Genomic DNA, 19796 nt, shown 5'->3' with positions numbered 1-19796 from the left:
GAGTGGTACTGATTAAATGAACAACTTGCCGGCTCCTTCCCCCTTTTCAGGGGGAAGATTGGGATGGGGCGGCCCGCGTAGGGTGTGAAGGTTGAACAACTGCATGCAATTGCTCGACCTCACTACCCCCACCCTAACCCTCCCCCTGCGAGGGGGAGGGAACCGTGAGGCGGTGTTGAAAACTTGGACGTCCTGCCGCTACGCCGCTGTAATACTTAGATCTTGCCCACCAGCTCCAGCGATGGAGCCAGCGTTTCTGCGCCTGGAGTCCACTTGGCCGGGCAGACTTCGCCCGGGTGCGACGCGACGTATTGCGCTGCCTGCACCTTGCGCAGCAGTTCCGAGGCGTCGCGGCCGATGCCGTTGTCATGGATTTCGCACAGCTTGATCTGGCCTTCCGGATTGATGACGAACGTGCCGCGCAGTGCCATGCCTTCTTCTTCGATCATCACGTCGAAATTGCGGGTGATCGTGCCGGTCGGATCGCCGATCATCGGATACTGGAGCTTGCCGATGGTTTCGGATGTGTCGTGCCATGCCTTGTGGGTGAAGTGGCTGTCAGTCGACACACCGTAGATTTCAACGCCGAGCTCCTGGAATTTCGCATAGTTGTCGGCGAGGTCGCCCAGCTCGGTGGGGCAGACGAAAGTAAAGTCGGCAGGGTAGAAAAACACCACGGACCATTTGCCTTTCAGATCGGCATCCGTCACCGGCACGAATTTGCCGTTGTGATATGCGGTGGCGGTGAAAGGTTTGACTTGGGTATTGATCAGGGACATAGATACTCTCTCGTCTTGGTTGATGAAAATGGATAGATGAATGATAGCAGCGATCTATGAACTATAGAAATTAATAGTATTTATAGATGGCATAGCGACTTTATATTCGCAATTGCGAACCAAGCCGGGAACGAGCCGGACGTTCCGACTCAAGTCGAGATATGAGAGTCGATACGATGTCCGGTTCCTCTGCGAGTTCCGGTTCGTCGAAAAAGCGAATTCATTATCGGATTCCGCCTTGGCGGCATGCGAAATCCGGGGCCAAATGATAGCAAAATGTTCAACATTAGTCGTCAGCACTGATATCCATCAACATCAGAGGGGCAAAACTTAGTACAACCTAACTTGAACTGCGCCGTGTCGACGTCAGTACTTATTGCCGCGCGACAACGGCGTATTTCCATTTGCCATTCATCTTCGCTTCGATCCCTCTTCCTGGAGAAAAACATGTCCCACTTCAAACGATTTATTGCGTCCTTCCTGATCGTATGCCTGACCAGCATCACCCTGCCGATGCAGGCTTTCGCGGCGATTGTCTCGACCGAAGAGGCGACCGGCACGATCACGGCGGGTACGACAGCCGAGCGCGAGCGCATCACCGGCTTCCTGGCGCGGGACGACATACGCAAATCGCTTGAAGCACAGGGCGTGGATCCGCAGGCTGCGATCGACCGCGTCGGCACGCTGTCCGACGAGGAAGTACAGCAACTGGCCGGCCGCATCGACCAGATGCCCGCCGGCGGCGATGTCCTCGGCGTTCTGTTCACCGTCTTCATCATCCTGCTGGTGACCGACATCCTCGGCTTCACGAAAATCTTCCCGTTCACCCGCTCGGTTCGATGATCCGCAACGCGCCACGACGAAAGGCGGCCTCGACTGTGGCCGCCCTTGTCTGCGGCGTTGCCTTGCTGGCAGGCTGCGCAACGCCGCAGATGGCGTCGCTGCAGCAGCGCTGGCCTGATGCGCTGCCGGCATCGGCCCTGATTGCAGGCGTTCCGTTCTATCCGCAGGAGGATTACCACTGCGGACCCGCCGCGCTGGCCATGGCGGCCGGCGCCGCCGGCGCGCGCCTGCAGCCGGAGCAACTCGCCGACCAGGTCTACGTGCCGGGACGCCAAGGCTCGCTCCAGGTAGAAATGTTTGCCGCCGGACGGCGCCATGGCCTGCTGCCGTACAGGCTTCAACCCAACATCGAAACGCTGCTGCAGGAAATCGCGGCCGGCAATCCGGTGATCGTCCTGCAGAATCTCTCCTTCTCGTTTGCACCCGTATGGCACTACGCCGTCGTGATCGGATTCGACCGCGACACCAATATCCTGCAGCTCCATTCCGGTCGTACCGAGAAGCTGGAGATGTCGCTGTACACCTTTGAACGCACCTGGGCGCGGGCCGACAAATGGGCCATGCTGCTCCTGCCGCCCACCCGTCTGCCGGCAAGCGCCGAGCCGGATGCCTATGCGGCATCGGCGGCGACCCTGGAGCGCATCGCGCCCGCCGCTGCAGGAACGGCCTATGCCACCGGCCTGGAAAGATGGCCTTCGCATCGGACCCTGTGGCTGGGGGCAGGCAATACCGCCTACGGTCAAGGCCAGCTTGATGCGGCCATCCTGGCGTACCAGAAGCTGGCAAACCTGCATCCCGAATTCGCCGATGCATGGAACAACCTTGCGCAGGCCTTGCTGGATAAGGGGAAGGTGAATGAAGCGGCGACGGCCATCAGCCGGGCGGTCGCGCTCGGCGGCACGAGGCTCCCGCGCTACCTGGAGCTGCAAAAGCAAATCCAGGCGAAGCTATAAGAGCCTGCGCAACCGGTTGCGACGACCCTAACCTGGATATTTAACCAGAGCGGCCTTTAACTTGACTGGAAGGCGTATGTTTAATCGGCGTGCGGCTTGCTACAGTCAGATCCAATTGTACCGCTGGCCTACGCGGGTGCTGGCGTGCGATTTGCGGCCATTTTGCGTTTCCGCTTCGCGCCAATAGACCAGCTATTGGCTTGTCACGGAATCGCAAACTGCCTCGCCACTCGCGCGCCATCATTCCGCGTCCTGATGAAAAATCCAGGCTAGACGATGCGGTTGAACCAGAGCATGGACAGCGCTGCGGCGAGGGTTGCCAGCACGGCGCCGGCCAGCGCGAACAGCGCGGTGATTTCGGTTTCCTTCTTCTCGAACACGAGCTTCGTGCTGAGCGATTCGTAGACATCCTTCAAATCGTCGGCGGTGCCGGCATAGAAGTAGGACGCATGAGTCATGTTGGACACTTTCTTCAGCGTTTCCTCGTCCAGCCTCACCCGCATCGACCAGCCCTCGAAGCCGATGGTTTCACCCGCCACCGTGCCGACACCGACGGTGTAGATGCGCACACCGCGGTCAGCGGCCATGCGGGCGGCATCCATCGTATCGACGCCGGTAGTCGGCTGCCCGTCAGTCAGCAGGATGACCGCCGACGAAGTGTTCGAACCCGGCGGCACCGGTTTGAAATCTTTCTTTTCCGCCTCGCCCGCCTTGTCTATTGAGCGGCTGCGCAGTTCCTTCTGATCCGCGCCTTCCAGGTTGATGCCGGCATCCGGGAAAAGGGCGGCCAGCGACAGCACGATGCCGTTACCGATGGCGGTGCCGCGCTGCAGCTGGAAGCGCTCGATCGCGTTGACGAGGTCGTCGCGGGCCAGCGTCGGCGCCTGCACGACCGCGGCGGTGCCGGCGAAGGCGACGATGCCGACCTTGACGTGCGACGGCAACTCCTTCAGGAAGGCCTTGGCCGCATTCTGCGCCGCGACCATGCGGTTCGGCTTCACATCGGTGGCCCGCATGCTGCCGGACACGTCGATCGCCAGAATGATCGTCTGCTGCTGCGAGGGAAGCGTCATCACCGCCGTCGGCCGGGTGCCGGCGAACAGCATCGCGCCGATGCCCAGCAGGAACAGCGCAGGCGGTACATGACGTTTCCATGTCTGCTTCGCGCCGATCGCCTGTTTGACCAGACCGAGGCTGGCGTACTTCACCTGCATCTTCTTTTTGCGCTTCAGCATCAGGACATAAATGCCGACCAGCATCGGCAGCAGAAGCAACAACCATGACATTTCAGGCCAGAGGAATTTCATGCCTACGACTCCATCAGCGCCGGGCGCAAGTGTGCAGGAAGTCCGCTGCCCGCGCTGCCGCGCACCCGGCGCTTGCGCAGATCGGTGAAGCGCAGCAAGGCTTCGATCAGATTGTCATCGGTCGACAGTTCCAGCGTATCCACGCCGGCTGCCGCCAGTGTTTGCCGCAGCGTCGTTTCGCGTTCCGCGGCCAGTTCGGACAGGCGCCGGCGAAATCCGGCGTCATGGGTATCGACCAGCAATTGCTCGCCGGTCTCCGCGTCTTCCAGCGTCAGCAGGCCGAGGTCGGGAAGATCTTTCTCCAGCGGATCGGACAGCCGCACCGCGGTCACTTCATGGCGCCGTACCAGCTGGCCCAGCGCCTGTTCCCAACCAGGCGCGCTGATGAAATCCGACACGACGAACATGGTCGAGCGCCGCTGCACCATGCCGCCGCCCGCATGCAGCAGATCCAGCAGTTTCGTCTCGCCGCCGGCGGTGCCTTCCGGCCGCTCCAGCATCTGCTTGAGAAGATGCAATACATGCCGTCTTCCGCTGCCGGGTGGGATGACCCGTTCAACGCCGCTGCCGTAGAGAATCGCGCCGACGCGGTTGCCGTGGCGCGTCAGCAGGCGTGCGAGGATGGCGACGAACTCGGCGGAGACGGCCCGCTTGCGCACGTCGCCGGAACCGAAGTCCACCGACGGACTGAGGTCGAGTAGAAACCAGGCGGTCATCTCGCGGTCCTCGGTGAATTCGCGCACATGGGGTACCTGCAGCCGTGCCGTCACGTTCCAGTCGATATGGCGGACATCGTCGCCATGCTGGTATTCGCGCAGGTCGGCCAGATCCATGCCGGCGCCGCGCATCAGCGTGCGGTAATCGCCCTGCAGCAAACCGTCCAGACGGCGGATCACCGTCCATTCCAGGCGGCGCAGCAGGTGCTCAGGCGTGGACGACAGGTTTGGCATGGAACTCCAGAATTTTTTCAGGCGCCTTTACCTTGGCGAGGATCTGCTCGATCACCTTGTCGGTGCTCACCGATTCCGACAGCGCTTCATAGGTCAGCACCACGCGGTGCCGCAATACATCGGCGGCAAGGTCTTTCACATCGTCGGTCAATGCATATCGCCGTCCGCGCAGGAATGCCAGCGCACGGGCGCCTTCGATCAGGTTGATGGTCGCACGCGGGCTGGCGCCATACTCGATGAAGCGCGCCATGTCCTTCAGGCCGTGCCGTGCCGGTGAGCGGGTCGCCGACACCAGCCGTACCGCATACTGGATAAGCGACGGATCGACATACACTTCGCGGCATTCCGCCTGCAGCGCGTGAAGCTGTTCGGTCGTCGCCACCGAATTGACCGAGATGGACGGACCGGTGACGCGCTCGACGATCACGAATTCCTCCTGGTCGGTCGGGTAATCGACCAGCACCTTCATCATGAAGCGGTCGACCTGCGCTTCGGGCAGCGGATACGTGCCCTCGGTTTCGATCGGGTTTTGCGTCGCCATGACGAGGAAGGGTTCCGGTACGCGATGCGTGTCGCCGGCGATGGTGACCTGCCGCTCCTGCATGACCTCCAGCAATGCGCTTTGCACCTTGGCCGGGGCGCGGTTGATCTCATCCGCCAGCAGCAGGTTGGTGAATACCGGGCCGAGCGACGTGCTGAAGTCGCCGGTGCGCTGGTTGTAGATACGCGTGCCGACGAGGTCCGCCGGCACCAGGTCCGGCGTGAACTGGATACGCTTGAACGAACCGCGGATCGTCTGCGCCAGCGTCTTCACCGTCAGGGTTTTCGCCAGGCCCGGCACGCCTTCGACCAGCAGGTGTCCCTGCGCAAGCATGGCCACCATGACGCGCTCAAGGAAGCGATCCTGGCCGACGACAACCCGCTTCACTTCATACAAGATGCTTTCCATCAATGCCGGTACATCGGCGTTGCCGCCCTGGCCATTCGCGTATTGAGTATCCATTGTTTCCTTTTCAGTGTTCAGAAAGGCGGCATGCCGGCTGCGGCCGCCGCGTTTTCGATTGGTACCGCGAAGCCGATACCGATGAATACCGATTGCTCGGTGGGATTGAGAATGGCAGTGATGATGCCGACCACCTCGCCTTCAGAGGTAACCAGCGGGCCGCCGGAGTTGCCCGGATTGGCTGCCGCATCGAACTGGATCAGGTTTCGCAATTCCTGCTCGCCTTCGGGCGATTTGTAATTCCGCTTGAGGCCCGACACCACGCCCGCCGACAGCGACGGGCCGATGCCGAATGGAAAACCGATGGCGAACACATGGTCGCCCGGCACCAGCTTGTCGGTGGAACGCATGGTGGCGGCGACGAGATCATCCGGCACGGTTTCCGCCTGCAATACGGCAAGATCGTTTTCCGGCTGCGTATTGACGACCGATGCGCCGGTTTCCATGCCGTTGGCGAAGGTGATCTTCAAGCGCTCCGAACCCTGGACGACGTGCAGGTTGGTCAAAATCAACCCCTTGTCGACGATCACGACGCCGGTGCCGACGCCGTTCGGCTCTTCGCCTTTCTCTTTCTTGTTGTAGCCGGTGACGCGCACGACCGACGGCAGGACGGCGGCATAGGCGCGTGTCGCGGGCGAAGGCAACACCGCCGTTTCCAGCGTACGCATGACGGCGAGATCGATATCCTTCTGGGTCAGTTTGTAGGGCAAGGGATTGATGCCCACAAATAGTGCGGCGACCATTGCCGCGCCGAGCGCGCCGCACAGCACAAAGACGGTGCGCGGCCAGCGGGCCAGCAGGGCGCCGATACGCGAACGCGGCTTTCGTGCCGGCGTTTCGATCGACTCCCGAGACGTATCTCTGGATGAATCCGGGGAGGGTTCCTGGATTTCGGCAGACTGTGCTGCGGCCGGTCTGCTGCCACGGCTATAGAGGGCGGTTCGGCGCATGGGGAATGGCGGTGCGGGGTTGTTGGTACAAGGTAGCATTCATAAACACGCTCGTATTGAGGTGTATCAGCCGGTTCTTGAAACTTCGAGTGCAGGGCGTGTTTTTAGCTCCGGAGCGCAGCGCATTTTTTTGTGATGCCATGCACCACACTTTTGCCTTACTCTCCCGCCAACTCCGTGAAGACGTGAATCCGGGGCAGTAGAGTGTCTTCATTATTGCAATGCAAGCAGTTCGCCGATGCGCCTCGCCGGAGGAGCCAGGAACCCGGACACCCTGGCGTTCGCTGCGCATGAATGAAAGGTCTGCTTCGCGGTCCACTTCGAGGCTTATTGTGCGAATTCAATTTTTTGTCACAGCCTCTCCGCCGGCATCGGCTGGCTGAACAGGAAGCCCTGATAAGCATGACAGCCATGATGCGCAAGGAAATCCCGTTGCGCTATCGTCTCCACGCCTTCCGCCATGACGGACAGCCCGAGACTGCGGCCAAGAGCGACGATGGTGCGCGCGATTGCCGCGTCGTTGGGATCGGTGAGCACGTCGCGGACGAAGGATTGATCGATTTTCAATTGGTCGAGGGGCAACCGTTTCAGGTAGGCGAGCGACGAATAGCCGGTGCCGAAATCGTCGAGCGAAAATCCGACGCCTTTCTTTTTCAGCGCTGTCATCTTGACGATGGTTTCCTCGACGTTTTCAAGGAGCAGGCTCTCCGTCAGTTCGAGCTTGAGCTTTTGCGGATTCGCGCCGGTGCGTTCCAGCGCGTCCATCACCTGGTCCACGAAATCCGGATGCCTGAACTGCCGTGCACTGACATTCACCGAGACATCTAAACCGGCAGTTTTTTCCTGCCGCGCCCACGTGGCGAGCTGCGCGCAGGCGGTTTCAATCACCCACTGGCCCAGCCGCACGATCAACCCGGTTTCTTCAGCCAGCGGAATGAATGCGGCTGGCGATACCATGCCGCGCCGCTTATGCTGCCAGCGCACCAGCGCTTCGACGCCGATCGTATGGCCGTTGGCGTCGCTCTGGGTCTGATAATGCAGCACGAATTCGTCGTGAAGCAGACCGTGCCGGAAATCGGCTTCGAGCGCAGCGCGGGCGCTGACGATGGTTTGCATCTGGGGATCGAAGAACCGCAAGGTGTTGCGGCCCGCCGCCTTGGCCTGATACATCGCCAGATCGGCGCGCTTTAACAGTTCATCGATGGTGCTGGAATTGCCGCTGAACAACGTGATGCCGATGCTGGGCGTCGTATTGTGTTCGTGACTGTCGAGCTGGAAGGGATGACTGAAGGCGGCGAGGATGTTTTCAGCGACGGTTTTTGCCTGCGCAACGGAATGCTTGGTATGCGGGCTCAAATCTTCCAGCAGCACAACAAACTCATCGCCGCCCAGGCGTGCAACCGTATTGCTGTCGCGCACGCAGGCTTTCAGGCGCTGAGCCACCTGCTTGAGCAGCATGTCGCCGAAATCATGGCCCAGAGTATCGTTCAGGGTCTTGAAGTTATCGAGATCGATGAACAGCAGTGCGCCGGTATGCCGGTTGCGAGCGACGGTTGCGATGGCATGCTGCAGGCGATCGATCAGCAACAGGCGGTTCGGCAGGCGGGTCAGCGAATCGTAAAAGGCAAGATGCTGGATTTCCCGTTCACTCGCCTTGCGATGCGTGATGTCGGTATTGATTTTGAGTATGGATTGCGGCGTGCCGTTTTCATCCCGGACAAGGGTCCAGTGGCTTTCAACGATCAGTAACCGGCCATCCTTGCTCTGCTGCTCGATTTCGCCGGTCCACTCGCCTTGCACCAGTGTCTTGCCTACGGCCATGAAATAGGTTGATTCGTCTTCGCCAAGCAGCACGTTGATCTGCTGCCCGACCGTTTCTGCCTGCGTCCACCCGTAGAGCCGTTCCGCGCCCTTGTTCCAGAACAGCACACGGTGGGCGGTATCGCAGACCATGATGGCATCCTGGGCCTTGTCGAGCAGCGATGCCTGGTTGCGAATGCGCATATCGGTATCGAGACGTTCCAGTTCGCCGGCGGCGCGTGCGGCGAAAATCTGCAGGGTGGACAGCACCAGGCCGGTATCCCGCAACGGTTGACGATACAGCGCATACACCAGGCCGATCGTGCGCCCGGTGGAATCGTCGAGGCGCTTGCCGGCATAGGCGCGCGCTTTCAGCGAGCCGAGCGGTTCACCCAGTTTTCCCGATTCCGGATACCGTTCATCAAGACGATCCGGAACGATCCAGTGGCGTTGCCTTGCCAGCGTTTCGCACGGCGTGCCGGCAAGCGGATAGTCGAAACCGGCAGCCGGCTCGCCGTCAACCACGCCCGCCACGATGCGGACCGTGAGTGGCTCGCCGGGCAGGATGCGCGCGACGAAGGTCCCGTTTGCACCCAGAGCGTCGGCCATGTTGGCGGCAAGCTGCTGGAAGAACGAGGTGTCGGTGCTTGCTGAAACGCCTGCTGCCACCTTCAGCATCGCAGTCTGGGTTCGCTGCCTTTCCGCTTCGGCCCGCAATGCACCAATGCCGTACGCCAGGTTATCTGCCAGCTCCTGCAGTAGTGAAATTTCCTTGTCGGCCACCGGACGGACTTCGCGTGAGTACATGGCGAAAAATCCGAATGTGCGGCCCTTGCTTCGCAAGGGAAGCGATATCACACCTTGGTATCCCCGCCGTTGCGCGGACGACATCCAGAGCGCAAAGCTGGGCTCACGGGAGATGTCCTCAAGGATGACCGGTCGCCCGGTACGGATTGTGCGACCGCCCGGACCCTGTCCGGTGGGGTTGTTCTCGGCCCAGCTGAGCTGAAGTTCGTTCAAATAGGACTTGCCGTCTTCGTCGGGACCGGCGTATGCCATCGGCACGATACTGCATTGCACGTCGTCCTGCGCATATCCCACCCACGCCATCCTGTAACCGCCGATGTCGACTGCCAGCTTGCAAATCTGTACAAGCAGTTCCTCTTCCTTTTCGGCCTTGATGAGTGCCTGGGCGCACCGACTGAGCATTTGCAGTGACCGGTTGGTATTGGCCAGTTCGAGCATGCGCATCTTGCGCTCCGTGACATCGCGCTGGATGCCGACGAAATGCCGTGCATATCCCGATTCGTCCGTCACGGGAACGATATTGTTTTCCAGCCAGAACTCGCGGCCATCCTTGGTGTAGTTGATGATCTCGACATCGACCGGCAATTTCGCCTCCAGCGCCTTGCGCATCGTCCGTATTTCGGCGCGCGCCGTTTTCGGACCCTGGAGCAGGCGCGGCGACCTGCCGATGATTTCGTCGCGCCGATAACCGGTGCGCCGCTCGAATGCATCGTTCACGAACACGACACGCGGTCCGGGCTCATCCAGGGGTTCGGCCTCGGTGATCATCACCACGTCATCCATGCAGGCGATGCATGCCTCCAGCAGGCGCAGATGTTCCTGCGTTTTCCGTTCGACGGTGATATCCCTTACGGTGCCTGACAACACCAGTTGTCCATCGACATCGATCAGTTCGGCGCGCTCTTGTACATGCCGGATCTCGCCGCCGGGCCGGATGACGCGGTGTTCTATGTCGAGATGGCGAACGCCCTGCAGTACCTGCTGCTGTGCCGTCATCATTTTCGCCCGGTCCTCTGGATGGATCAGCGACATGAGCGCATCGAAGTCCGGCTTGAACAAATCCCGCTCAACCCCGAAGATGCGGTAGGTTTCCTCCGACCAGTACAACACATTGTTTTCCAGTCCGAGTTCCCAGCTTCCGACGCCTGCCACATGCTGGGCATTATTGAGATGCCTGGTCTGGCGCTTGTACGCATCGGCGTGGGCGGTGCGTTCCTCCAGCAGCTGTTCGACATTCAACCGGCGCAGACGAAGTTCGAATTCCTTCATCACATGGTCCGCCAGCAGATGCAGGGCAGCCAGTTGCGCATCTTTCATTTGACGCGGCGTCGTGTCCAGCACGGCGAGCGAACCGATGGCGAAGCCATCGGAAGTAATCAGGGGTACGCCGGCATAAGCCCTGATGCCCGGCTGGTTCGTGACCAGGGGGTTGCCGAGGAAGCGGGGATCGGTGGTGGCATCAGGCACCAGAAGCAGATCCTTGGCATGGATTGTATAGGTGCAAAAGGAGATGGCCCGTTCGGTTTCCCGCACATCCAGCCCGACTGTTGCCTTGAACCACTGCCTTTCCTCATCGATCAGCGTAATGATTGCCATGGGGGTTTCACAAATGCGGGCAGCAAGAGCGGCCAGGCGATCGAATGTTTCTTCCCTGGACGTATCAAGGATCTGAAAAGATTTCAGCGCCTCCAGTCTGGCTTGTTCGTTGCGGATATCGTCGTCCATGTGGCAGCCAAGGTTTTTAGTATGAGCGCGGTAAATAACCAACGTTCAGTTACATCGAATTTTCCATACTGATGATGTACGGATGCTTGCGCGTGCTCATACCTGGAAAGCATGAAGACGATGTGACGCAACTGGTCGGTGCAACGAAAATAACGGGAGGACTCATGTTCAGGGTCGCGCTTCCCGCCGGCAAGACACTATGAAACAAGGCGGTATGAGAAAATCACCGTTTGGCTTGCCGGAATACATCTGGAATCATCCCGGTCGGGCCACGCTTTCAAGTTAGCCAAATATCCAAGAAGCAGAAAGATTTTTCGCATGATTCTTGTCACCGGCGGTGCCGGATTCATCGGCGCCAATTTCATCCTCGACTGGCTTGCGCATAGCGACGAGCCGGTCGTCAACATCGACAAGCTGACTTACTCCGGCAATATCGCCAAGTTGTCGGCTGTGCGCGAGGATGCACGGCACATTTTCATGCAGGCCGATATAGGCGATCAGGAACGCATGCACGCCGTGTTCCATACCTATCGTCCGCGTGCGGTGGTGCATTTCGCCGCCGAAAGCCATGTCGACCGCTCGATCGCGGATCCCGCCGCCTTTATCGCCACCAACGTCTGCGGCACCTTCAGCCTGCTGGAAGCGGCGCGCCGGTATATGGCAAGCCTGACTGGAGAGGAAAAGAACAGTTTCCGTTTCCTGCACGTGTCTACCGACGAAGTGTACGGATCGCTCGATCCGGGCGACCCGCCATTCAATGAAGCCAGCCCGTACGCACCAAACAGTCCGTATGCAGCCTCCAAGGCGGCCAGCGATCACCTGGTTCGCGCCTGGCACCATACCTATGGCCTGCCGATGCTCGCCACCCATTGCACCAACAATTACGGTCCCTATCAGTTTCCGGAAAAACTGATTCCCCTGACCATCGCCAATGCGCTGGCGGACAAGCCGCTGCCGCTGTACGGGGACGGCCATAACGTGCGCGACTGGCTGTATGTCGGCGACCATTGCGCGGCCTTGCGCAGCGTGCTCGCCGGTGGCGTGCCGGGAGCGACGTACCACATCGGTGGCAACAGCGAAAAGACCAATCTCGACGTCGTGAACCTGCTATGCGACCTGCTCGACCGCCTGACGCCGCGCGCCGACGGTCACAGCTACCGCAGGCAGATCGCCTTCGTCGCCGACCGGCCCGGGCATGACCGGCGCTATGCGGTCGATGCGGGCAGGATTGCGCACGAACTCGGCTGGAAGCCCGCTGAAAGTTTCGACACCGGAATCCGGAAGACGGTCGAGTGGTGTCTCGCCCATCCCCAATGGCTTGCTCCTGCCGAGGCGGTGTCGGCGGAAGGTACCGGCGCATGAACATGCAAACCCGACAACGCAAGGGCATCGTTCTCGCCGGCGGCAATGGCACACGGCTTTATCCTGTCACCACATCCGTGTCGAAGCAATTGCTGCCCGTGTACGACAAGCCGATGATCTACTATCCGCTGACCACTTTGATGCTCGCCGGCATACGCGACATCCTGCTCATTTCCACGCCGGAGGATACGCCGCGTTTCCACGCGCTGCTCGGTGACGGCAGCCAGTGGGGGATCAACCTGCAGTACGCGGTGCAACCATCCCCCGGCGGTATTGCACAGGCGTTTCTCATCGGCCGCGGCTATATCGACGTCAGCCCGTCTGCGCTGATTCTCGGCGACAACATCTACTACGGTCATGACCTCGATGCGCAACTGCGGCTGGCGATGTCGCGGCCCGAAGGCGCCACCATCTTCGCCTATCATGTGCAGGACCCGGAACGCTACGGCGTGGTGGAGTTCGATGACGGGCGGCGCGCGATCAGCATCACCGAAAAGCCGGCCTCGCCGAAGTCCAATTACGCCGTGACCGGACTCTATTTCTATGATCATCACGTCTGCGACATCGCTGCCGCCATCCGGCCTTCCGCGCGCGGCGAACTGGAAATCACCGACATCAATCAAACCTACCTGGAGCGCAGCATGCTGAATGTCGAAGTAATGGGGCGCGGCATGGCATGGCTTGATACGGGCACGCATGAATCCCTGCTGGATGCGGCGCGCTTCATCGCCACCATCGAAAAGCGCCAGGGACTGAAGGTCGCCTGTCCGGAAGAGATTGCCTTTCGCAAAGGATATATCGATGCCGCCCGGCTTGAAGCGCTGGCGCAGCCGCTGCTGCAGAACGAGTACGGCCGCTACCTGATGCGCATCCTTACCGAAAGGGTGTTCTGACCATGAAGATATCTCCAACCGCGCTGCGCGAGGTCTTCATCATCGAGCCGGACGTGAAGGTCGACGAACGCGGCATGTTTTTCGAAAGTTTCAATGAGCGCCGTTTCGCCGAACTGACCGGCATCGAAGCGCGATTCGTGCAAGACAACCATTCGCGCTCGCTGCGCAATGTGGTGCGCGGGCTCCATTACCAGATCAGGCATACCCAGGGCAAACTCGTGCGCGTCGTGTCGGGCGAAGTGTTCGATGTGGCCGTCGATATGCGGCGCAGGTCGCCGACGTTCGGCAGCTGGACCGGCGTGGTGCTGTCCGCCGACAATCGCCGCCAGACCTGGATTCCGCCCGGCTTCGCGCATGGCTTTGCGGTGCTCAGCGAAGCGGCCGAAGTGCTGTACAAGACCACCGACTATTTTGCGCCGGAGCATGCCCGCGCTGTCTGCTGGAACGATCCGTCCATCGGCATCAAATGGCCGCTCACCGGTGTGCCGCTGCTATCGGAAAAGGACCGGAACGCGCCGCCGTTGGCCGATGCCGACGTCTTCGAATGAGGATTCTGCTTGCCGGCGCCACCGGACAGGTGGGACACGAGTTGCTGCGCAGCCTGCAAAAGCTCGGCGGTACGGCGACGGAAATCATTGCGCCGGGACGCGATAGGTTCGATCTGTCGGATCCGGCGCAATGCCGTCGCTTCATTCATAACACGAAGCCGGCGCTGATCGTCAATGCCGCCGCCTACACCGATGTCGATCGCGCCGAGAGCGAGTCCGCCATGGCGATGCGCCTCAATGCCGACGCGCCGGCAGTGATGGCGGAAGAGGCCGCGCGCATCGGCGCCGCACTGGTGCATTTCAGCACCGATTATGTGTTTGATGGCAAAGCATCCTTACCGTACCGTGAACAGGATCCTGTCGGTCCGGTGAATGCATACGGACGCACCAAGCTCGCCGGCGAACAGGCGATTGTCGCAGCCGGCATTCCGCACCTGATCCTGCGCACCGGATGGGTGTACGGCATGCGCGGCCGAAACTTTCTTCGGTCGATACTGCATCTTGCACGCACGCAGGACACGCTTCGTGTGGTGGACGACCAGTTCGGTACGCCGACCTGGTGCCGTACCGTTGCCGATATGACTGCGCAACTTCTCGCCATGGCGCAGGCTGCGCCGAATACGGCGCAATGGTGGAAGGAGCATGGTGGCCTGCTGCACATGACCGCAATCGGCAGCACGAGCCGGGCGGACTTTGCACGCCGGATCATCGAGCTCGCGGGTCTGTCCGCGAAAGCGAAAGTGGAGCCGGTATCCACTGCCAGCTATCCGACTGTCGCGACACGGCCACGCTATTCGGTACTGGATACCGGCAAACTGCAAGGATTGTGCATGCCGCCGCGCTGGGACGAAGCATTGCAGCGCTGCATGCAGCAATCCGGCTGAGGCCATTGCATCAGTGCTTTGCGCAATGATTCGTCATTCCCGCGAGGACGGGCATCCGGGGACACGCCGCAGAACGATGACGCTGCTCCGGATTCCGCATCCTTACGAACGACAGACTTCCATTCGACGAGCGTTCATCCTTGAAGCGGGGTGACGCCTAATCCCGCTTCAGCTTCAATAACGCTATCGATGCATCGCTTAATGATGCGTCGAGTTCGAACGCCTGAACAGATAGGTGCCGGCGAGCACCGCACCGGCAGCCATCAGCATCGTACTGGTTGGCAATCCACGGAGCGTGTTCGACGCGAATTCACCAGCGCGTGGCGCGGCGATCTGCATGCGGCGCTTGGTCATCTCCATGCCGAGTTCGCCGAGGCGATCCTTCAGCAGTCGTTCCGCATCCGGCAGCAGGGTGGTTTCCTCATCCGCCACGTGGTGCAGCACATCGCGCATCAACTCCATGAAAGTCTGGTCGTATTCCGCATCGGTTGGTTCCATGCCGCGCAACTTGGTGATAAGCCGGCGCATTTCGTTGTGCTCCGGAACGCTCTTCTCCATCACGGTGCCGTCGGTGTCCGCTGCGCGCATTGCAGGATAGAAAATCTCCTCTTCCAGCTGTGCGTGAATTTCCAATGCCATGCAAGCCGTGTCCACCAATGCCTTCTTGGTGCGCGGACTGGAGCTGATTTCATACTGGTGAAATGTTGCCAGCACGCTGGTGTGGTCCATGCGGATCATGTTGGTGATGCTGGGCGACAGTGAATTCGTAAGCGACCTCATGTTGGTTCTCATGTCGCTTGTCATGTCTGCGGTTCTCATGATGTCTCCATTAACGGGTTGTCGGAATGAACCCGTCATAGAAGCAAGCGATATGCCCAGCGGTTCACAGGCGCATATGCCGCAAATGCAGGCGCATATTGGCGTTTTGTGAGTAGCGCATCATCGTCGTTTGCACATTCAGCATCTGCGCTTGCAATTTATACATGCGCGCAGGGAATCAAGCGTACCTGCTGTAAATATTGCTGATGCGGCATACGCATTTTCATGGGGCGGTGAGAGTACTCCCGCGGGCGCACTTTCCTTCTGCTCTACCGCAAAAACAAGCATTGCAATCACCGCTGAATTTTATGGTCCGCATACCTGAATACAACACCTGTGTATCCATTCCGATAGATTTGATAGCGGTCAACAGTGTCCGTGGCGTATCTCGTTACCGTGAAGACTCTGATGCGCCAACTTGCCGCAGGGGCTCCGGCAAGGCCATCGGGATAAAAACGATTCTTATAGGAACAGGGAGTTCCGCAACATGTTTTTTTTAGGTGAACCTGATGTCGAAAATTAGTCTGACCCAACCCGCAGGACGTGGTCTTGCAACCATGGTTTTCTCAACTTTCCTGGCAGCATGCGGTGGCGGCGGAGGCGGTGCGGATAGCGCGCTTACTCTGACGGGCACCCCGACGCCGGCTGGCCAGCAGACGCAAGGCAATCCCTCGACACCGCAGTCGACATCGCAGCAACCATCTGCCAATTCCGCAACACTGGTGGCGAACGCTCCGACGAATCTCGGACCTCAGGCACGGTTCAATAGTCCTGACGGCATCACCGTCGCGCCAAGCGGCGACATCTACGTGGTCGATGCGGGCAACGGTACGATCCGCAGGATCGCGCCTTCCGGCCGGGTCACCACCGTCGCCGGCTCGCCCGGCGTGACCGGCAGCGCGGACGGCACCGGCAGCGCGGCGTCATTCAACGCACCCGCAGGCATCGCCGCCGACCGCGCCGGCAACCTCTATGTCGCCGACACCGGCAACAACACGATCCGCAAGATCATGCCAGGTGGCGCAACCGTTACCTTCGCCGGTACGCCCGGCGTCGCCGGCAGTGCCGACGGTACCGGCACAACGGCGAGTTTCAACCAGCCGAGCGGCGTCGCGACCGATGCAGCAGGCAATGTCTATGTGGCCGATACACGGAACTATGCGATCCGCAAGATCACGCCGACCGGCACGGTCACCACGGTCGCCGGCATCAAGGGCACACGCGGCACCGGCGACGGCGCCAGCACGGCGTCCTTCCTCGGACCGCGCGCCATCACCACCGATGGCGCAGGCAACCTGTATGTCACCGACACCTTCTTTATTCCGTCCCCCATCCTGAGCCGGGACATGAGCACCGTGCGCAGGGTGTCACCCGATGGCACCGTCACCACACTCGCCGGCCAGCCGACGTCGGGCGGCGGCGTCACCGATACCGATGGCACCGGTGCGCAGGCACGCTTCTACAATGCCTCCGGCATCACCGCCACTCCCGATGGAAGCGTGGTCTATGTCGCGGATACCAGCAACCATAAGATCCGGCGCATGACGGCCGGCGGCCTGGTGGATACCTTGCGGATCACGGTCGCCGACGGTACGGCCGCGCGCTTCACTTATCCGAGGGGCATCGCGCTCGACGGCAACGGCAATCTGTATGTCGCCGATACCGGGAATCATGTTATTCGCCGGATTGCGCCGGACGGCAGCTCGGCGATTGTCGCGGGTCGGGAAGGGGAGCAGGGGAGTAATGATCGGGGCGGGGATAGTCCGTTTTGAGAAGATTGAATGGCAGGGTTTCTTCGGTGATGCAGTGCTTGTTGCTCTCCGAAGAGACTCGCCGGGACTGGTTCCGGCTGGCCATCTGCTGCATGTCATTCACTGGAATGATGGCACTGCCGGTACTCGTCCTGCAAGGGAGAATCCAGGGCGACGGAGTGTCTCAGGTAATGCAGTAACCTGTCATTCCCGCCTGCGCGGGAATGATGCAGGAGGTGGTGTGGCGCCGCAACCGGCCAACCACCCCTTCAAGCCGCCCGCGTATCCATCCTCTTCCCACCTGTCTCCATCGGAATAAACACCGTCAGCACGGTCCCGTGTCCAGGCGCGCTGTCGATCCGGAACTCCCCATGCAATGCATGAACCCGTTCCTCCACTCCAATCAATCCGAACGAGTTGCCGCACTTCCGGCGCTCCGGATAAATGCCGACACCGTTATCCGTAATTTTCATGACCAGTCGGTTACCGTCGCGGTACAGCTCAATCAGCACCCGGTTGGCGTTTGCATGGCGAATCACATTGGTCAACGATTCCTGCAGGATGCGGAACAGCGTCGTGGCGCGCTCGTCGTCCAGTGCATATTCGGTATCGCTCAGCACCAGTTCGCAGGCGATGCCGCTGCGGCGCCGGAACTCGTTGACCTGCCACTCGATGGCGGCGGTGAGGCCAAGGTCGAGTACCGACGGGCGCAGGTTGTTGATGATGGTGCGGATGGTTTTCACCGTGGCGTCCAGCTGGTTCAGCGCGTCGCGCACGCGCTCGTTCAGCCTGGGATGCGACTTGGCCGTGCGTGCATCAAGCATCGACACATCGATACGAAGCGCCAGCAATGTCTGTCCCAATTCATCATGGATCTCGCGCGCGATCCGCTTGCGCTCGTCTTCCTTCACCCTGTCCTGGTGGGCGGTGAGGTCACGCAGCAGTTCCTGCGAGCGCTTCAGCGCTTCCACCGTCTGCTTGCGTTCGCTGATGTCCATCAGTGTGCCGCGCAGGATGTTGCGGTCCTGATGGCCGGGACGCGCAATCGCATGCACCCAGCGTACCGTGCGGTCGGGCCGCACGATCCGGTGCTCGATATTCAATTCCTTGCCGGTCGTGATGGACTTGCGCAAGCCGTCCCGCACCATGCCCCGGTCCTCCGGATGGATGCGGTTGAGGAAGTCGTCATACCCCGGCCGCCGGACGAAGCTGTCGAGGCCGAACAGGCGGTAGGTTTCGGCCGACCAGGTCATCTTTCCGGATTCCGGCTCCAGCACCCAGCTGCCGAGCTGTGCCATGTGCTGCGCTTCCGCGAGACTGGCCTCGCTATCGCGCAGATCCTTCGTCATCTCGCCGGCGAGCTCCACCGCACGCCGGCGCGCCGAGATCAGCGAGTAGTAAATGCTGTACAGCAGCACCGAACCGAGCACGCCTGTCGCCAGCACAATCCACGGCAGATAGCGCTCGAAGCCGCCCATCATCGCAGACTTGCTGGCGGAGAACTCCGCTTCCCACAGGCGCGGACCGACCGTCATCCGCACCCGCTTGACGAATAGGGCGCGCATGTCGCCGTCGCGGACGTGATGGCTGTCGGCGGCATCGCTTTCATACAGCAGCTGCGCCGGATCGGTGATCCCGGCGGCGAGCACCGGCGCGGGATGGCCGACGCCGCCGGCATCGTACAAGCGCAGGTTGATGCTGCGCAGCGTATTGGCGTCCACGGCGCCGCGCAGCAACTGGTTCACATCGTAGCTTGCGCCCACCGATCCGTAGAAAGCGGCCCGCCGCTGTTCGACGGTCCGGATGGGCATGCCGCGGCGGTACAGCGGTATGCGCATCGCCAGTCCGGCGTGCTGGTCGGGGCCGTTGATATTGACCGTGCGTCCGGACGAGATCAGCTGGTCGTTGTCGCGGGCGAATGCAAGCGCTTCCGCGTTATCGGGAACCGACGCCAGATCGAAACCCAGCAAGCGGGCGTTGCCGTGCATCGGTTCAAGATAGGTGAGTACATGGTAATGGGGGCGATTGCCGTTGGGCTTCGTCTCGAAGCGCGGATAGCCCTGCGGATCGACGGAGGTATCGGCCCGGACCGCGAGCTCGAAGGAATTCTTTTGCACGGCCGGCAAATGCTGGGCGAAGTTAAGGTTGCGGATGCCGGGAAAACCTTCTTCGAGATGCAGTTGCTTCACATAGGAATGAAACTGTTCCCGTGAAATCGCATCGTGGGTGTAGAACAGGGCCGCTGCGCCGCGCAGTACGTCCATGTAGGACTGCACCCGCGTCTGGATGGCGACTTGCGCATTGTTGGCCTGGTATTCGAACTGCGCGCGACCCTTGTCTTCGACGATCTGCGCAACCAGAAGGTGCAGCACCAGGGATATCGCCACGCCGGACCACCAGGCGGCGGAAGTGAGGCAGGAGT

15 protein-coding genes are annotated in these 19796 nt (G+C 60.6%); 7 read left to right on the top strand and 8 right to left on the bottom strand.

What is annotated here, in order from left to right; all coding sequences use genetic code 11:
• Window positions 1-215: 215 nt before the first annotated feature.
• Complete coding sequence (gene ahpC / locus VGU61_RS06890) at window positions 216-779, bottom strand: alkyl hydroperoxide reductase subunit C (RefSeq protein WP_326858368.1); 564 nt, start codon at window positions 777-779, stop codon at window positions 216-218.
• Between the two features lie 447 nt (window positions 780-1226).
• Here ahpC and VGU61_RS06885 point away from each other — a divergent pair, with 447 nt between their 5' ends.
• Window positions 1227-1622, top strand: coding sequence for a PA2779 family protein (locus VGU61_RS06885; RefSeq protein WP_326858367.1), 396 nt, complete (start codon window positions 1227-1229; stop codon window positions 1620-1622).
• 35 nt (window positions 1623-1657) lie between these two features.
• Window positions 1658-2575 (top strand): PA2778 family cysteine peptidase, encoded by a 918-nt coding sequence (locus VGU61_RS06880; RefSeq protein WP_326858366.1) that lies wholly within the window; start codon window positions 1658-1660, stop codon window positions 2573-2575.
• 269 nt (window positions 2576-2844) lie between these two features.
• On the opposite strand, the gene VGU61_RS06875 is transcribed toward VGU61_RS06880, so the two are convergent.
• From VGU61_RS06875 to VGU61_RS06855, 5 genes are all read right to left on the bottom strand, one after another.
• Entirely contained in the window at window positions 2845-3882 is a 1038-nt protein-coding gene (locus tag VGU61_RS06875) for a VWA domain-containing protein (protein ID WP_326858365.1), read from the bottom strand.
• Window positions 3883-3884: 2 nt separating this feature from the next.
• Window positions 3885-4832 (bottom strand): DUF58 domain-containing protein, encoded by a 948-nt coding sequence (locus VGU61_RS06870; RefSeq protein ID WP_326858364.1) that lies wholly within the window; start codon window positions 4830-4832, stop codon window positions 3885-3887.
• The gene (locus tag VGU61_RS06865; protein WP_326858363.1) at window positions 4807-5835 is read right to left on the bottom strand and encodes a MoxR family ATPase; all 1029 of its coding nucleotides are present in this window, start codon (window positions 5833-5835) and stop codon (window positions 4807-4809) included. Before VGU61_RS06865 ends, VGU61_RS06870 begins: the two co-directional genes overlap by 26 nt.
• 17 nt (window positions 5836-5852) lie before the next feature.
• Window positions 5853-6785 (bottom strand): S1C family serine protease, encoded by a 933-nt coding sequence (locus VGU61_RS06860; RefSeq protein WP_326858362.1) that lies wholly within the window; start codon window positions 6783-6785, stop codon window positions 5853-5855.
• 351 nt (window positions 6786-7136) lie between these two features.
• Window positions 7137-11117, bottom strand: a complete 3981-nt coding sequence (locus VGU61_RS06855) for an EAL domain-containing protein (protein WP_326858361.1) — start codon at window positions 11115-11117, stop codon at window positions 7137-7139.
• Window positions 11118-11435: 318 nt separating this feature from the next.
• Here VGU61_RS06855 and rfbB point away from each other — a divergent pair, with 318 nt between their 5' ends.
• The 4 genes from rfbB to rfbD are packed head-to-tail and all read left to right on the top strand — an operon-like array spanning window position 11436 to window position 14804.
• Window positions 11436-12479, top strand: a complete 1044-nt coding sequence (rfbB, locus tag VGU61_RS06850; RefSeq protein ID WP_326858360.1) for a dTDP-glucose 4,6-dehydratase — start codon at window positions 11436-11438, stop codon at window positions 12477-12479.
• Between the two features lie 2 nt (window positions 12480-12481).
• On the top strand, window positions 12482-13372 hold the full coding sequence (gene rfbA / locus VGU61_RS06845) for a glucose-1-phosphate thymidylyltransferase RfbA (RefSeq protein ID WP_326858359.1): 891 nt from the start codon (window positions 12482-12484) through the stop codon (window positions 13370-13372).
• A 2-nt stretch (window positions 13373-13374) separates the two neighbouring features.
• Entirely contained in the window at window positions 13375-13920 is a 546-nt protein-coding gene (gene rfbC, locus VGU61_RS06840) for a dTDP-4-dehydrorhamnose 3,5-epimerase (protein ID WP_326858358.1), read from the top strand.
• On the top strand, window positions 13917-14804 hold the full coding sequence (rfbD, locus tag VGU61_RS06835; protein ID WP_326858357.1) for a dTDP-4-dehydrorhamnose reductase: 888 nt from the start codon (window positions 13917-13919) through the stop codon (window positions 14802-14804). Before rfbC ends, rfbD begins: the two co-directional genes overlap by 4 nt.
• 198 nt (window positions 14805-15002) lie before the next feature.
• Here rfbD and VGU61_RS06830 read toward each other — a convergent pair whose 3' ends face one another.
• Window positions 15003-15623, bottom strand: coding sequence for a hemerythrin domain-containing protein (locus VGU61_RS06830; RefSeq protein WP_326858356.1), 621 nt, complete (start codon window positions 15621-15623; stop codon window positions 15003-15005).
• 509 nt (window positions 15624-16132) lie between these two features.
• Between VGU61_RS06830 and VGU61_RS06825 the strand changes: the two genes are divergently transcribed.
• The gene (locus tag VGU61_RS06825; protein ID WP_326858355.1) at window positions 16133-17395 is read left to right on the top strand and encodes an NHL repeat-containing protein; all 1263 of its coding nucleotides are present in this window, start codon (window positions 16133-16135) and stop codon (window positions 17393-17395) included.
• Between the two features lie 248 nt (window positions 17396-17643).
• Here the strand turns inward: VGU61_RS06825 and VGU61_RS06820 are convergent.
• Window positions 17644-19796: CHASE domain-containing protein (locus VGU61_RS06820; protein ID WP_326858354.1), on the bottom strand; the 2153-nt coding region annotated here is incomplete at its 5' end.

The sequence above is a fragment of the Noviherbaspirillum sp. genome (assembly GCF_035944575.1).
In the GTDB taxonomy this organism is placed as follows: Bacteria; Pseudomonadota; Gammaproteobacteria; order Burkholderiales; family Burkholderiaceae_D; genus Noviherbaspirillum.
Note: the sequence above shows the minus strand (reverse complement) of the source record. Positions and strands in the feature narration are given on the sequence as shown.

Coding starts and splice junctions, on each gene's coding strand:
- ahpC (WP_326858368.1), bottom strand. CDS start 779: ATGTCCCTGATCAATACCCAAGTCAAACCTTTCACCGCCACCGCATAT.
- VGU61_RS06885 (WP_326858367.1), top strand. CDS start 1,227: ATGTCCCACTTCAAACGATTTATTGCGTCCTTCCTGATCGTATGCCTG.
- VGU61_RS06875 (WP_326858365.1), bottom strand. CDS start 3,882: ATGAAATTCCTCTGGCCTGAAATGTCATGGTTGTTGCTTCTGCTGCCG.
- VGU61_RS06870 (WP_326858364.1), bottom strand. CDS start 4,832: ATGCCAAACCTGTCGTCCACGCCTGAGCACCTGCTGCGCCGCCTGGAA.
- VGU61_RS06865 (WP_326858363.1), bottom strand. CDS start 5,835: ATGGATACTCAATACGCGAATGGCCAGGGCGGCAACGCCGATGTACCG.
- VGU61_RS06860 (WP_326858362.1), bottom strand. CDS start 6,785: ATGCGCCGAACCGCCCTCTATAGCCGTGGCAGCAGACCGGCCGCAGCA.
- VGU61_RS06855 (WP_326858361.1), bottom strand. CDS start 11,117: ATGGACGACGATATCCGCAACGAACAAGCCAGACTGGAGGCGCTGAAA.
- rfbB (WP_326858360.1), top strand. CDS start 11,436: ATGATTCTTGTCACCGGCGGTGCCGGATTCATCGGCGCCAATTTCATC.
- rfbA (WP_326858359.1), top strand. CDS start 12,482: ATGCAAACCCGACAACGCAAGGGCATCGTTCTCGCCGGCGGCAATGGC.
- rfbC (WP_326858358.1), top strand. CDS start 13,375: ATGAAGATATCTCCAACCGCGCTGCGCGAGGTCTTCATCATCGAGCCG.
- rfbD (WP_326858357.1), top strand. CDS start 13,917: ATGAGGATTCTGCTTGCCGGCGCCACCGGACAGGTGGGACACGAGTTG.
- VGU61_RS06830 (WP_326858356.1), bottom strand. CDS start 15,623: ATGAGAACCGCAGACATGACAAGCGACATGAGAACCAACATGAGGTCG.
- VGU61_RS06825 (WP_326858355.1), top strand. CDS start 16,133: ATGTCGAAAATTAGTCTGACCCAACCCGCAGGACGTGGTCTTGCAACC.